The 12,927-nt window shown below is 72.4% G+C and carries 12 protein-coding genes; 4 read left to right on the top strand and 8 right to left on the bottom strand.

Features of this window, described 5'->3' with window-relative positions:
• Window positions 1–296 precede the first annotated feature (296 nt).
• The gene (locus ACZ7LV_RS06370; protein WP_471936367.1) at window positions 297–1,886 is read left to right on the top strand and encodes a TROVE domain-containing protein; all 1,590 of its coding nucleotides are present in this window, start codon (window positions 297–299) and stop codon (window positions 1,884–1,886) included.
• 81 nt (window positions 1,887–1,967) lie between these two features.
• Window positions 1,968–2,540 (top strand): TetR/AcrR family transcriptional regulator, encoded by a 573-nt coding sequence (locus ACZ7LV_RS06365; RefSeq protein WP_471936365.1) that lies wholly within the window; start codon window positions 1,968–1,970, stop codon window positions 2,538–2,540.
• A gap of 256 nt (window positions 2,541–2,796) precedes the next feature.
• On the opposite strand, the gene ACZ7LV_RS06360 is transcribed toward ACZ7LV_RS06365, so the two are convergent.
• From ACZ7LV_RS06360 to ACZ7LV_RS06325, 8 genes are all read right to left on the bottom strand, one after another.
• Window positions 2,797–4,035 carry a TerD family protein gene (locus ACZ7LV_RS06360; protein ID WP_471937757.1) on the bottom strand — a complete coding sequence of 413 codons (1,239 nt, stop codon included), beginning with the start codon at window positions 4,033–4,035 and terminating at the stop codon, window positions 2,797–2,799.
• Window positions 4,036–4,099: 64 nt separating this feature from the next.
• On the bottom strand, window positions 4,100–4,321 hold the full coding sequence (locus ACZ7LV_RS06355; RefSeq protein ID WP_471936363.1) for a hypothetical protein: 222 nt from the start codon (window positions 4,319–4,321) through the stop codon (window positions 4,100–4,102).
• Window positions 4,322–4,388: 67 nt separating this feature from the next.
• A complete protein-coding gene (locus ACZ7LV_RS06350) occupies window positions 4,389–5,378 on the bottom strand; it encodes a zinc-dependent alcohol dehydrogenase family protein (protein ID WP_471936361.1) in 990 nt (329 codons plus the stop codon).
• On the bottom strand, window positions 5,375–6,226 hold the full coding sequence (locus tag ACZ7LV_RS06345; protein WP_471936359.1) for a carbohydrate ABC transporter permease: 852 nt from the start codon (window positions 6,224–6,226) through the stop codon (window positions 5,375–5,377). Before ACZ7LV_RS06345 ends, ACZ7LV_RS06350 begins: the two co-directional genes overlap by 4 nt.
• Entirely contained in the window at window positions 6,223–7,164 is a 942-nt protein-coding gene (locus ACZ7LV_RS06340; protein ID WP_471936357.1) for a carbohydrate ABC transporter permease, read from the bottom strand. The genes ACZ7LV_RS06345 and ACZ7LV_RS06340 overlap by 4 nt, the downstream gene beginning before the upstream one ends.
• A complete protein-coding gene (locus ACZ7LV_RS06335; protein WP_471936355.1) occupies window positions 7,161–8,531 on the bottom strand; it encodes an ABC transporter substrate-binding protein in 1,371 nt (456 codons plus the stop codon). The genes ACZ7LV_RS06340 and ACZ7LV_RS06335 overlap by 4 nt, the downstream gene beginning before the upstream one ends.
• A gap of 145 nt (window positions 8,532–8,676) precedes the next feature.
• Window positions 8,677–9,444, bottom strand: a complete 768-nt coding sequence (locus ACZ7LV_RS06330) for a DeoR/GlpR family DNA-binding transcription regulator (RefSeq protein ID WP_471936353.1) — start codon at window positions 9,442–9,444, stop codon at window positions 8,677–8,679.
• Window positions 9,445–9,747: 303 nt separating this feature from the next.
• Window positions 9,748–10,581, bottom strand: coding sequence for an NAD-dependent epimerase/dehydratase family protein (locus ACZ7LV_RS06325; protein WP_471936351.1), 834 nt, complete (start codon window positions 10,579–10,581; stop codon window positions 9,748–9,750).
• A 231-nt stretch (window positions 10,582–10,812) separates the two neighbouring features.
• On the opposite strand from ACZ7LV_RS06325, the gene ACZ7LV_RS06320 reads away from it, so the two are divergent.
• Both ACZ7LV_RS06320 and ACZ7LV_RS06315 read left to right on the top strand, forming a co-directional pair.
• Window positions 10,813–11,754, top strand: a complete 942-nt coding sequence (locus tag ACZ7LV_RS06320; protein ID WP_471936349.1) for a 5-dehydro-4-deoxyglucarate dehydratase — start codon at window positions 10,813–10,815, stop codon at window positions 11,752–11,754.
• Window positions 11,751–12,914, top strand: coding sequence for a hypothetical protein (locus ACZ7LV_RS06315; RefSeq protein WP_471936347.1), 1,164 nt, complete (start codon window positions 11,751–11,753; stop codon window positions 12,912–12,914). Before ACZ7LV_RS06320 ends, ACZ7LV_RS06315 begins: the two co-directional genes overlap by 4 nt.
• Window positions 12,915–12,927: the final 13 nt, after the last annotated feature.

Below are 12,927 nucleotides of genomic sequence, written 5' to 3'. Positions count from 1 at the left end.
ACGACGTCACGCACCTCCCGGTGCGAGGGCGGCGGCTACTTCTTCTCTTCAAAGAATCGATGCCGCCGCCGGTCTGATCTCGGGAGGCGCGGCTACCTGGTGGGTGCCCGGTGCGCAGGCAACGGTTACTTCTTTCGGATCGGACGGTTGCGGGTTCGAATCCCGTCATCGGCCCAGGGTCGGTGTAGCTCAACAGGGAGAGCATCTGACAAGTCCGTCGCCGCCCTTCGATCTCGGGCACCCTCCTTCTTGCCGCGCCTCCTTCCGAAACGGAACGGAATTCGGGGGAATTCACCATGGCGCGATTCAACACCAGGACAGCCAAGGCGCAGCCGACCTCGCGGGTCACGTCGACCGGGCGCGTGCTGCGCAGCTACGAGGGCGGCCGCGGCCAGGAGCGTGACGCGCGCTCCGAGCTCTTCCTGCTCGCCGTGTCCGACTTCGTCTCCCAGCAGACCTTCTACGAGAGCGGTGCCGACCGCGACGACCGGTTCGCGCGTCTCGTGCGTGAGCTCGCCGTGACCGACCCGGCGTGGACCGCCGGCCTGCTCGGCTGGCTGCGCGGCGCCGGTCGGATGCGCACCGCCTCCGTCGTGGGCGCCGCCGAGTACGTGAAGGCACGGCTGGAGGCCGGCGCGACCGAGGGCCCCTCGAACCGCCGGGTCGTCGACTCCGTGCTCCAGCGGCCCGACGAGCCCGGAGAGTTGCTCGCCTACTGGACGACGCAGTACGGCCGGAACATCCCCAAGCCGGTGAAGCGCGGTGTCGCCGACGCCGTGCGGCGGCTCTACAGCGGGAAGGCACTGCTGAAGTACGACACCGCCGCGAAGGGGTACCGCTTCGGCGACATCCTCAACCTGGTGCACGCCGCGCCGGACCCGGACAAGTCGTGGCAGGGCGAGCTGTTCAAGTACGCGCTGGACCGCCGGCACCACCCGGACACGGCCGTGCCGCCCACCTCGGCGGGTGTCCTCGTCGCGCACCGCGCGCTGATGGCGCTGCCGGTCGAGGAGCGGCGGGCGGTCGTCACGGGGCCGGACGGCGCCGAGCGGCTCGCGGCGGCCGGGATGACCTGGGAGGCGCTGGCGGGCTGGCTCCAGGGCCCGATGGACCGGGCGGCCTGGGAGGCCGTGATTCCCTCCATGGGGGCCATGGCGCTGGTGCGCAACCTGCGCAACTTCGACGAGGCCGGGGTGTCCGACGAGGTCGCCGCGCGGGTCGCGGCGCGGATCAGCGACCCGGCCGAGGTCGCACGGTCGCGGCAGTTCCCCTTCCGGTACCTGGCCGCGTACCGGCACGCGCCGTCGCTGCGCTGGTCGTACCCGCTGGAGCAGGCGCTCGGCCACTCGCTGGCCCACGTGCCCGCGCTGCCGGGGCGGACGCTGGTGCTCGTCGACCGCTCGGGCTCGATGTTCTACTCGCGGCTGTCCGACCGGTCGGAGCTCAGCCGGGCCGACGCGGCGGCGGTCTTCGGCGCGGCGCTCGCGCTGCGGGCGGTGGACGCGGACCTCGTCGAGTTCGGGACGAGCAGCAACCCGGTGCCGTTCCGCACGGGGGAGTCGGTGCTCAAGGTGCTGGAGCGGTTCGGTGACCTCGGGGGCACCGACACCACGGAGGCCGTGCGCCGGCACTACCGCGGGCACGACCGGGTGCTGATCGTCACCGACGAGCAGTTCACCCACCACCGGCACGGCGACCCGACCGAGCAGGTCCCGGCCGACGTGCCGGTCTACACCTGGAACCTGGCCGGGTACCGAGCGGGCCACGGGCCGTCCGGGACGGGGAACCGGCACACCTTCGGGGGTCTCTCGGACGCGGCGTTCCGGATGGTGCCGCTGCTGGAGGCGGCGCGGGACGCCGACTGGCCCTGGGGTTCGGCCGCCTGAGGGGCGTGGGCGTCCTGCTCCGGGGCGGGGCAGGGCGAAGTAGCATGCGGCCAGGGTCTCCGGTGTGCGAGGAGTTGCTGGATGACGCAGGTCAAGCCCATGCGTGCGGACGCCCGGCGCAACTACGAGCGGCTGCTGAAGGCGGCGGTGGAGGCCTTCGCCGAGCACGGGGAGGGCGCGTCCCTCGACGACATCGCCAAGCGGGCGGGGGTCGGGTCCGGGACGCTCTACCGCCACTTCCCCACGCGTCAGGCGCTGTTGGAGGCCGCCTACCTGGACCGGATCGAGGCGCTGGCGCTGCGGGCCGACGAGATCGCGCGGGAGCTGCCGCCGGGGCGGGCGCTGGAGCAGTGGCTGGGCGAACTGGGCCTGGGGCTGATCCAGGTCCGGGGGCTGAAGTCCCTGCTGGGCACGGCCGTGACGGGTGACGGCTCGGCCGTGGCCACCGCCTGCGGGACCCGCCTCACGGCGGCCGCGGAGCGGCTGGTGCGGGCGGCGCAGGCGGAGGGGACCCTGCGCGAGGACGTCGAGCCGGTCGAGATCCTGCGCCTGACACACGGCCTGGCCACGGCGTCGGAACTGTCCGGCGGGGAGCGCCCGGACGTGCGCCGCTACCTGACCCTCCTGACGGAGGGCCTGCGCCCGGGACGCTGAGGCCGACCGGGGGGCGACACGACGGGGCGGGCACGGCGACGGGTGAGATCCGGTCGGGCGGCGCGGCGGGTGGTGACGGCGGCCGGTGGGGGGCTGTCGGGCGGTGCGGCGGGTGGTGACGGCGGTCGGGCGGGGCGGTCGGTGGACGCGGCGGGCGGGGCGGTCGGCGGGAACCTGCTGGTAACGGCCGGCGGAGCGGTTGGGCGGGCGTCGGGTGGGGCGGCGCCCGCCGGTGTCGTCGTGCTGCGGCCGGTGCTCAGAGGGCCTGGGCCGCCGGCTTGACCATGTTGCGGACCGTGCGCGCCTTGACGAACTCGCCCATGGCCGTCATCTCCCACTCACCGGAGTACTGGCGGATCAGCTTGGCCATCAGCACGCCGGTCTGCGGCTCGGCGCTGGTGAGGTCGAAGCGGACCAGTTCCTCGCCGCTGGCGGCGTCGATCAGACGGCAGTAGGCCTTGGCGACCTCGGTGAACTTCTGGCCGGAGAAGGAATTGACCGTGAAGACCAGGCCGGTGACCTCCTGCGGGAGCCGGCCGAGGTCGACGACGATGACCTCGTCGTCGCCGCCGCCCTCACCCGTGAGGTTGTCGCCGGAGTGCTTGATCGCGCCGCCGACGATCTGGAGCTTGCCGAAGTAGCAGCTGTCGATGTGGTTGCGCTGCGGGCCGTACGCGATGACGGAGGCGTCCAGGTCGATGTCCCGGCCGCGGTAGGCGGGCTCCCAGCCGAGGCCCATCTTGACCTGGGAGAGCAGCGGGCGGCCGCCCTTGACCAGGGAGACCGTCTGGTTCTTCTGGAGGCTGACCCGGCCCTTGTCGAGGTTGATCTTCCCGGCGCCCGGGGCAGGGGCGGGCGGGGCGGGCGGGGCGGCCGGGGGCGCGGGCGGCGTGGCGATGCGGGGGTCCATGACAGGGGCGGGCGGGGCCACCGGCGGCTGCATCGGGGCCTGCGGCGGGGCGACCGGCTGGGCGGGGGCGACCGGCTGCGCGGGGGCCGTCGGCTCCTCCACCGACACGCCGAAGTCCGTCGCGATGCCGGCCAGGCCGTCGGCGTAGCCCTGGCCCACCGCGCGGGCCTTCCACGCGCCGTTGCGCAGGTAGACCTCGACGACCACCAGTGCCGTCTCGGTGCCGAGCTGCGGGGGCGTGAACGTGGCCAGGACGCTGTTGTCGTCCGCGTTGCGGATCGTGGCCGTCGGTTCGACGCCCTGGAAGGTCTGGCCCGCGGCGTCCGGGCTCGCGGTGACGACGATCTTCTCGATGCCCGGGGGGAGGGCGGTGGTGTCGACGATGATGGCGTCGGGAGCCGTGCCGCCGCCGGAGCGGTACGTCACGCCCGGGCCGCTGGGCTGGTTGTAGAAGATGAAGTCGTCGTCGGAGCGCACCTTGCCGTCGGCGGTGAGCAGCAGGCCCGATACGTCGAGCCGCACCGGGGCGGCGACGTCCACCGTCACGCGGGCGGTGGAAAGAGGGATGTTCGAGCCGGGGGTCATAGCGGTCATGACCCGAGAACGACCGGGGCCGCTTTACCGTTCCCTTACCGTGCGGCCGATCGGGTCAGCGGCGGTTACGGGGGTGCAGGCGGGCGGTGCGCTCGTTGCCACGGCGGTAGTTTCCGGTCCAGCGGGCCATGACGAGCTGCGGGTCGCCGGCGTCGATCTCGGCGAGGAACCGGTCGGCGCGCGGGCCGCGCAGGGTGGCCGCGGCGCGGCCGTGGTGGGTGACCACGACCGTGCCGTCCGTGTGGACGTCGTAGCGGAAGCCGTGTGGCGGGGGCATGTGCGGCAGGGTAGGGCCCGGACGGCCTGCGGGCCCACCCGTTTTCGCGCCGCCCGGGCACGGGCCGCTACGGCACGACCACGATCTTCCTGCCGACCCCGGAGCGAAACTGTTCCAGGGCCTGCGGGTAGCTGGTCAGCGGCAGCCGGTCGCTGATGAAGACGTCCGGGTCCAGGACGCCGTTCGCGAACAGCTCCGCGGCGCGTTCGAAGCTGTGCAGGACCGCCATCGAGCCCGTGATGGTGATCTCCTGGTTGTAGATGCGGTACGGGTCGATGCTCACGCGCGTCGCGTAGTCCGCCACGCCGAACTGGAGGAACGTACCGGCCTTGGCGACCCGGTCCAGGCCGTCCTGGATCGCCGCCGCGTTGCCGGTGGCGTCCACCACCACGTCCCAGCCCTGCGGCCGGTCCAGTTCGTCGGCGCCGGCCGCCGCCGCCGTGACGCCGAGGCGGCGGGCGGTCTCCAGCCGGGCCGGGTTCAGGTCGACCACGTCCACGCTCGCGGCGCCCGTGCGCTTGGCCAGTTCCAGCATCATCAGGCCCATCGTGCCCGAGCCGTAGATCAGCACGTGGGCGCCCAGCCGGGCGCGCAGGACGTCGTATCCGCGCACCGCGCACGAGAGCGGCTCGACGAGGGCCGCGTCCTGGGTGCGGATGTGCTCGGGCAGCTTGACGCAGTTCGCCACCGGCGCCACCGCGTACTGGGCGGCGCCGCCGGCCGTGGTCACGCCGATCGCGGCCCACCGTTCGCAGAGGTTGTTGTGGCCGTCGCGGCAGTAGCGGCACTCGTGGCAGTACAGCGACGGGTCGACGGCCACCTGGTCGCCGGGTGCCACCTCGGTGACCTGGGTGCCGACCGCCACGACCGCGCCGGCGAACTCGTGCCCCGGCACGATCGGCAGCTTGGGCGCGAACTCGCCCTGGAGGATGTGCAGGTCGGTGCCGCACAGGCCGCACGCGGCGACCTCGACGACGACCTCACGTGGGCCGGGCGTCGGGTCCGGGACCTCGGCGACGACGGCCCTGCCCACGGACTCGATGACGGCGGCCTTCATTTCACGGCTCCCAACGACAGGCCCTGGACCAGTTTGTCCTGGGCGGCGAACCCCGCGGCGAGCACCGGCAGGGAGATGACGAGCGACGCGGCGCACACCTTGGCCAGGAACAGGCCCTGGCTGGTGATGAAGCCGGTCAGGAAGACGGGGGCGGTCTCGGCCACCACCCCCGTGAGGACCCGGGCGAACAGCAGCTCGTTCCAGCTGAAGATGAAGCAGATCAGGGCGGTGGCGGCGATGCCGGGCAGGGCCATCGGGGCGATGACGCGGGCCAGCACCGTGGGGAGGCGGGCGCCGTCCACCCGGGCCGCCTCGATCACGGCCACCGGGACCTCGGCCAGGAACGACTGCATCATCCACACCGCGATCGGCAGGTTCATGGACGTGTAGAGGAGGACCAGCAGCCAGATGTTGTCGAGCAGCCCGGCGTTCTTGGCGAACAGGTAGATCGGCAGCAGGCCCGCCACGACCGGCAGCATCTTGGTGGACAGGAAGAAGAACAGCACGTCGGTCCACTTGCGCACCCGCCGGACGGACAGCGCGTACGCCGCCGGGAGCGCCAGCAGCAGGACCAGGAGCGTCGAGGCGACGGACGCGACGGTCGAGTTGATCAGGGACGGCCAGGGGCTGGCCCCGCCGCCGGCGCCGAAGAACTCGCGGTAGCCGTCGAGCGTGAGCGCGGCGCCGAAGGACGGCGGGTTGGTCGCCGCGTCCTGTTCGGAGTGGAAGGACGTCAGGGCCATCCACGCGATGGGCAGGAAGAAGACGATCCCGGCCAGCCAGGCCACCAGGCCCAGGCCGGCGCCCTTACGGGGGGCACGTCGGACGCGTACGGCGTTGCCGCTCATCCGCGGCTCACCTCCTCGCGGAACAGGGACGACACCACGCGCAGGGCGAAGGTCGCGATGACGATGGAGCCGATGACCACCAGGACGCCGGCGGCCGAGGCGAGGCCGTTCTCGTGGGCCTGGTAGAAGCTCTGGTAGACGGTGTAGGGGAGGTTCGCGGTGCCCAGACCGCCGGACGTGATGGTGAAGACCGCGTCGAAGTTCTGGACGATGTAGATCGAGCCGAGCAGGGCGCCGAGTTCGAGGTAGCGGCGCAGGTGCGGGAGCGTGAGGTGGCGGAATACCTGCCAGTCGCTCGCCCCGTCCACCCGGGCGGCCTCGATCTGCTGCGGGTCCCGGCTCTGCAGTCCGGCCAGGATGATCAGCATCATGAACGGGGTCCACTGCCAGACCAGGGACGCCTCGACCGCGAGCAGCGGGGTGTCGGAGATCCAGTCGGGCTGTGGGCCGCCCACGTAGTGCAACAGCCCGTTGAGCAGGCCGTATTCGGGGTTGTAGAGCACATGCTTCCAGAGCAGTGCGGCCGCGACGGGGACCACCAGGAACGGCGCGATCAGGAGGGTGCGCACCACGCCCCGGCCCTTGAACCTGCGGTCCAGCAGCAGCGCCAGCAGCAGGCCGAGGAGCAGGCTGACCACGACGACGGTCACGGTCAGCAGGATCGTCGTCCACACCGAGCTGCGCAGGTCGGCGTCGGTGAGGACCTGGCGGTAGTTGTCGACTCCGGCGAAGCGACGGGCGTCGGGGTAGAGGGCGTTCCAGTCGAAGAAGGAGATCACCAGCGTGGCCACGAAGGGCAGCTGGGTCACGGCGATCATGAAGATCAGGGCGGGCAGGAGCGGCGCCCGGGTGGCCCAGGCCCGCAGACGGTCCGACGGCTCGCGGTTCCTCGTCGGGGCGGGTGGCGCGGCCACGCGGGCCGTGGTGGTGGCGGTCATCGTCCCTCGTACTCCTCGGAGATGCGCTCGGCGAGCTGCTGGGACTTCTTGAGGGCCGCGTCGACGGACTGGCGTCCGGCGATGGCCGCGCTGATCTCCTGGGAGACCTTGGTGCCGAGGTCGGTGAACTCGGGGATGCCGACGAACTGGATGCCGGGGGCGGGTCGCGGCTGCACACCCGGGTCGTTCGGGCGGGCGCCCTCGATGGCCTCCCTCGTCATCTCCTGGAAGGCGGCGGCCTCGGCGCGGTAGTCCGGGTCGGCGTACGTCGAGGCGCGCTTGCCGGCCGGTACGTTCGACCAGCCGATACGGTCGCCCACCAACTGCTCGTACTCCTTGCCGGACGCCCAGGAGACGAACTGCCAGGCCTTGTCGGTGTTGCGGGACGCCTGCTGGATGCCCCAGGCCCAGGTGTAGAGCCAGCCGGAGGACTCGGTCCTCTCGACCGGTGCGGGGGCGTAGCCGACCTTGCCCTTGACGGGGGAGTCGGCGGACTCCAGCGATCCGGCCGCGGAGGTGGCGTCGTACCACATGGCGACCTTGCCCTGGGTCATGTTGTTGAGGCACTCGGCGAATCCGGACTGGGCGGCGCCGGACTGGCCGTGCTCACGGACCAGGTCGACATAGAACTTCGTCGCCTTCTGCCACTCGGGGGAGTCGAGCCGGGCCGACCAGTTCTCGTCGAACCAGGTGCCGCCGAAGGTGTTCACCACGGTCGTCAGCGGTGCCATGACCTCACCCCAGCCGGGCAGGCCGCGCAGGCAGATGCCCTTCATGCCGGAGTCGGCGCCGTCCACCTTCGCGGCCAGGTCGGCGACCTGGGTCCAGGTGGGGTGCGCGGGCATCGTCAGACCCGCCTTCTCGAACACGTCCTTGCGGTACATCAGGAAGGAGGACTCGCCGTAGAAGGGCTGACCGTAGAGCTTGCCGTCGTCGCCGGTCAGGGACTCGCGCATGGGGCCGAGTACGTCCTGCTCGTCGTAGCCGGGGTCGTCGGCGACGTAGGAGTCCATCTCCCGCAGCCAGCCGTTGCGGGCGTAGATCGGTATCTCGTAGTTGGAGAGGGTGGCGACGTCGTACTGGCCCGCCTGGTTGGCGAAGTCCTGGCTGATCTTGTCGCGGACGTCGTTCTCCGGCAGCACGGTGAAGTTCACCTCGATGCCGGTCTCCTTGGTGAAGTGGGCGGCGGTGAGCTTCTGGAGCTCGACCATCTGCGGGTTGTTGACCATCAGGACGTTGATCGAGTCGCCGCCCGACCCCGCCCCGCCCGCTCCGACCCAGCAGCCGGAGAGCAGCGGGGCGAGCAGCGTCCCTGCGGCGACCGCGGCGAGCGTGACTCGCGGCCTCCGTCGGCTCTGGGTTCGCATGGATCGCTCCTGAACATGTGGGGAGATGCTGAAAGGGGGAGGGAATAGCGTGCTGTAAGGGATGAATGCGGAAGATGACGGGAGTAGCGGGAGATAAAGGGCATCACGGGGTGTGAGGGGCCCGTCGGGGGTGGCTGTCGGGTGGTCAGACGCGGATGACCTGGGGGCCGAGCAGGGAGTAGCGGTGCGCCTCCGCGGTGGGCAGCAGGGTGCTGGTGACGATCGCCTCCAGGGCGCCGACTTCGGCGAACCGGCAGAAGCTGACCGCGCCGAACTTGGTGTGCACACCCGCGAAGACCGTGCGCCGCGCGGCCCGCACCGCCTGCGCCTTGACCTCGCTGACCGCGGGGTCGGGCGTGGTCAGGCCGTGCTCCCGGGAGATGCCGTTGGCGCCGATGTAGGCGAGGTCGACCACGAAGCCGGCGAGCATCTTCGTCGTCCAGTGGTCGACGGTGGCCAGGGTGCCGGGGCGGACCCGGCCGCCGAGCAGTAGTACCGAGCATCCCTCCCGCTCGGCGAGCGCGCCGGCCACCGGCAGGGACGCGGTGACCACGGTCAGCGGCCGGTCCGCGGGGAGCGCCTCGGCGATGAGCTGGGGGGTGAAGCCCTCGTCCACGAAGATCGTCTCGGCGTCCCCGAGCAGCTCGGCAGCGGCGGTCGCGATCCGGCGCTTCTCCGGCACATGGCTGGTGGCGCGGAAGGCGAGGGTGGTCTCGAAGCCCGCGCTCTCCACGGGGTAGGCGCCGCCGTGGGTGCGGCGGACCAGTCCGTGGTCCTCCAGAGCGCGCAGATCCCGCCGCACCGTCTCCTTGGCCACGCCCAGCAGGGTGGCGAGCGCGGTGACGTCCACGGAGCCGGCTGCCCGCGCGGCGCGCACGATCTCGCGCTGCCGTTCTTCCGCGGTCCGGTTCATGGCTGTCACCCGCCTTCTCGCCTGCGCTGCCCGTGCGGGCCCTGTGGGGAAGTTCTACAGCGGGTGCGAGGTGGTGACCAGGTCTGTCAGGGGAGTGATGGTGCCCGGGTGTGCCCGTTCGGTCCTGGGCGCGGCCGGTCGTGCGGGCAGCGGCCGAGTGTCGTCCGCCGGTGTGTCGCGGCTGATCGCGCGGTTCCCCGCGCCCCTGACGGTGCCGCTGGCGCGTTGCCCGAGGTGTGCCCGGATGTGGGGGCGGGCGAGCCCGTTTCCTGCCCGTCCGCCCCTGCCATGGTCGAGTTCCCGTCAGTACGGCCAGATCGGCGGGTCGGTCACGAAGTGGCCGCCCAGGCAGGCGTGGGCCGGATTCGCCGGGTCGAGGTCGCCCTGCTCGGCGACGAGCGCCTCGGCGTACGGCTCGGAGTCGTCCCGGGGCTCGTAGCCGAGCGCGCGTGCGGTGGACAGGTCCCACCACAGGCGGGTGTTCGCGGAGGAGCCGTAGACGACGGTGTGGCCGACGTTCTCGGCGGTCAGCGCGGCGTGGAACAGGCGGGCGCCGTCGGCGGGACTCATCCACACCGAGAGCATGCGCACGCTGGTCGGTTCCGGGAAGCAGGAGCCGATGCGGACGGAGACGGTCTCGATGCCGTGCTTGTCCCAGTAGAGCTGCGCGAGGTCCTCGCCGAAGGACTTGGACAGGCCGTAGAAGGTGTCCGGGCGGCGCGGGGTGTCGATCGGGATGAGCGGGTCGTCGCCCGCGGGGCGCGGGGTGTAGCCCACGGCGTGGTTGGAGGAGGCGAACACGACGCGCGGGACACCCTCCTCACGGGCCGCCTCGTACAGGTTGTAGGTGCCCTCGATGTTCGCCTTGAGGATCTTCTCGAAAGGGGCTTCCAGGGAGATGCCCGCGAGATGGACGATCGCGTCGACACCCCGTACGGCCTCACGCAGGGCCGCCCGGTCGGCCAGGTCCGCGGTGATCGCCTCCGGTGCGCCCTCGACGGGGCGCAGGTCGAGCAGGCGCAGCGTGTACCCGTGTGCCGGGAGCAGGTCCCGCATCAGGGTGCCGAGCCCGCCGGCGGCGCCGGTGAGCAGAACGGTGCGGGGGGCGTGGGGGGGAGCGGTGCGGGGAGCGGGCATTCTCGGGGTCTCCTTGCGGGGCTCCATGACCGGGCGGCCGTATGTGTGCACGGTATTCACATCCGTGGACACGCTAAGGAGCGTGGCCGCGCCCGTCAAGGGGCGCGCGGAGGGAGGGAATCCGCTGGTGCATCGGGGGTTGACCTGCTTGACCCCCCGTAGGTCGCCACCTTAGCGTGAGCATGTTCAGGAATGTGGACGCGAAACATGAATATGGACCTTGGAGAGCCTGTGACGCCACCTCCGCTCGCCGCCCGCCTCAGCGTCCCCAGCGGGCCGCTGTTCTTTCCGGTCACCGCCTACGGACCCGACGGTGCCCTGCACCTCGACGCCTACCGCGCCCATGTCCGCCAGGGGGTCGAGGCCGGGGCCGCGGCCGTCTTCGCCTGCTGCGGAACCGGCGAGTTCCACGCGCTCACCCCGGAGGAGTTCGAGACCTGCGTCCGGGCGGCGGTGGAGGAGACGGCGGGACGCGTGCCGGTGGTCGCCGGCGCCGGGTACGGCACCGCGCTCGCCGTGCGCTACGCCCGGATCGCCGAACGGGCCGGGGCGGACGGACTGCTCGCCATGCCGCCGTACCTCGTCGTCGCCGGCCAGGAGGGCCTGCTGCGGCACTACCGGGAGCTCGCGTCGGCCACCGCCCTGCCGGTCGTCGTCTACCAGCGCGACAACGCCGTCTTCACCCCCGAGACCGTCGTCGACCTCGCCCGCACGGACGGGATCATCGGCCTGAAGGACGGCCTCGGCGACCTGGACCTGATGCAGCGGATCGTGAGCGCCGTACGCACCGAGGTTCCCGGCGACTTCCTCTACTTCAACGGCCTGCCCACCGCCGAGCAGACCCAGCTCGCCTATCGCGCCGTCGGTGTCCCGCTCTACTCCTCGGCCGTCTTCTGCTTCGCCCCGGAGATCGCCCTCGCCTTCCACGCGGCCCTCGCCTCGGGCGACGACGCCACCGTCCACCGTCTCCTCGACGGCTTCTACCGGCCGTTCGTGGAACTGCGCGCCCAGGGCCGCGGATACGCGGTCTCCCTGGTCAAGGCGGGCGTGCGGCTGCGCGGGCTCGACGTGGGCGAGGTGCGGCCCCCGCTGCACGAACCGGGTGAGGACCACGTCAAGCAGCTCGCCCAGCTGATCGAGCGCGGCCACGCGCTGCTGGAGGAGGGCCGGTGAAGGCCTCGGCGTTCCTCTACCCCTGGGACGTCAACGGAGACCCGGACGCCCCGGCCCGGATCGCCGCGCTCGGCGTGGACCAGGTGACGCTCGCCGCCGCCTACCACTCCACGCGCGCCCTCACCCCCCGCCACCCCCGCCACCGCGTGGTCACCGCCGAGCACGCCGCCGTGCTCTACCCGGCCGGCCCCCGCTGGGAGGGTCGCCCCCTGCGCCCCTACGCGGCCGGCGACTGGGCGCCCGGCGACGCGTACGGAGAGGCGGCCGCCGCCCTCGCGGAGACCGGCCTGGAGGTGCACACGTGGGTGGTCCTCGCGCACAGCTCCCGGCTGGGCGCCGAGCACCCGGACACCTCCGTCGTCAACGCCTACGGCGACCGCTATCCCTGGGCGCCCTGCATCGCACAGCCCGCCACACGCGCGTACCTCGTCGAACTGGCCGCGGAGGCGGCCGTACGGCCGGGCGCGCGCGGCACCGAGCTGGAGTCCCTCGGCTGGTACGGCCTCGCCCATCTGCACGCCCACGACAAGATCGCGGGCGTCGCCCTCGGGGACGCCGGCCACTACCTGATGTCGCTGTGCTTCTGCCCCGCCTGCCGGGACGGCTACGCCGCCCAGGGGCTGGACCCCGGCCGGCTGGCCGACGCCGTACGGACCGCGCTGGAGCCGGTGTGGCAGGGCGCGCCGTCCGACGGCGGCTGGGCGGGCGTCGGAAAGCTGCTCGGCGAGGCCCGGGCGGCCGCCACGCGCGCGTGGCGCGACGAGAGGGCACGCACCCTTCAGGAGGCGGCGGTCGCGGCGGTCCGCGCCGCCGCGCCCGAGGGCTTCCAGGTGCTCCTGCACGCGGATCCGGTGTCGTACCACTGCGGCGCGAACGCGGGCGTGGACCCCGACCACATCCTGTCCGTCGCGGACGGCGTGGTCGTGCCGTGCACGGGCGGGTCGGGCCCCCTGACGCCGTTCGCCGAGCGGGCCCCCGAGGGCGCCGTGCTCGCCGCCAACTTCACCGTCGTCTCCGGGATGGGCGGACGCCCCGCGACCCTGGCCGAGGACGCCGCACGCGCGCGTGCCGCCGGGGCCACGGAACTACGGCTCTATCACGCCGGGCTCGCGTCCGACGGCGACCTCGCGGCGGTACGGGAGGCACTGAAGGCGAACTGAAGCGGCGTCAGGA

This window comes from Streptomyces sp. NPDC107562, from assembly GCF_055657325.1.
Note: the sequence above shows the minus strand (reverse complement) of the source record. Positions and strands in the feature narration are given on the sequence as shown.

What these genes read in the sequence shown, in the direction of transcription:
- ACZ7LV_RS06370 (WP_471936367.1), top strand. Translation starts at nt 297, where the DNA reads ATGGCGCGATTCAACACCAGGACAGCCAAGGCGCAGCCGACCTCGCGG.
- ACZ7LV_RS06365 (WP_471936365.1), top strand. Translation starts at nt 1,968, where the DNA reads ATGACGCAGGTCAAGCCCATGCGTGCGGACGCCCGGCGCAACTACGAG.
- ACZ7LV_RS06360 (WP_471937757.1), bottom strand. Translation starts at nt 4,035, where the DNA reads ATGACCCCCGGCTCGAACATCCCTCTTTCCACCGCCCGCGTGACGGTG.
- ACZ7LV_RS06355 (WP_471936363.1), bottom strand. Translation starts at nt 4,321, where the DNA reads ATGCCCCCGCCACACGGCTTCCGCTACGACGTCCACACGGACGGCACG.
- ACZ7LV_RS06350 (WP_471936361.1), bottom strand. Translation starts at nt 5,378, where the DNA reads ATGAAGGCCGCCGTCATCGAGTCCGTGGGCAGGGCCGTCGTCGCCGAG.
- ACZ7LV_RS06345 (WP_471936359.1), bottom strand. Translation starts at nt 6,226, where the DNA reads ATGAGCGGCAACGCCGTACGCGTCCGACGTGCCCCCCGTAAGGGCGCC.
- ACZ7LV_RS06340 (WP_471936357.1), bottom strand. Translation starts at nt 7,164, where the DNA reads ATGACCGCCACCACCACGGCCCGCGTGGCCGCGCCACCCGCCCCGACG.
- ACZ7LV_RS06335 (WP_471936355.1), bottom strand. Translation starts at nt 8,531, where the DNA reads ATGCGAACCCAGAGCCGACGGAGGCCGCGAGTCACGCTCGCCGCGGTC.
- ACZ7LV_RS06330 (WP_471936353.1), bottom strand. Translation starts at nt 9,444, where the DNA reads ATGAACCGGACCGCGGAAGAACGGCAGCGCGAGATCGTGCGCGCCGCG.
- ACZ7LV_RS06325 (WP_471936351.1), bottom strand. Translation starts at nt 10,581, where the DNA reads ATGCCCGCTCCCCGCACCGCTCCCCCCCACGCCCCCCGCACCGTTCTG.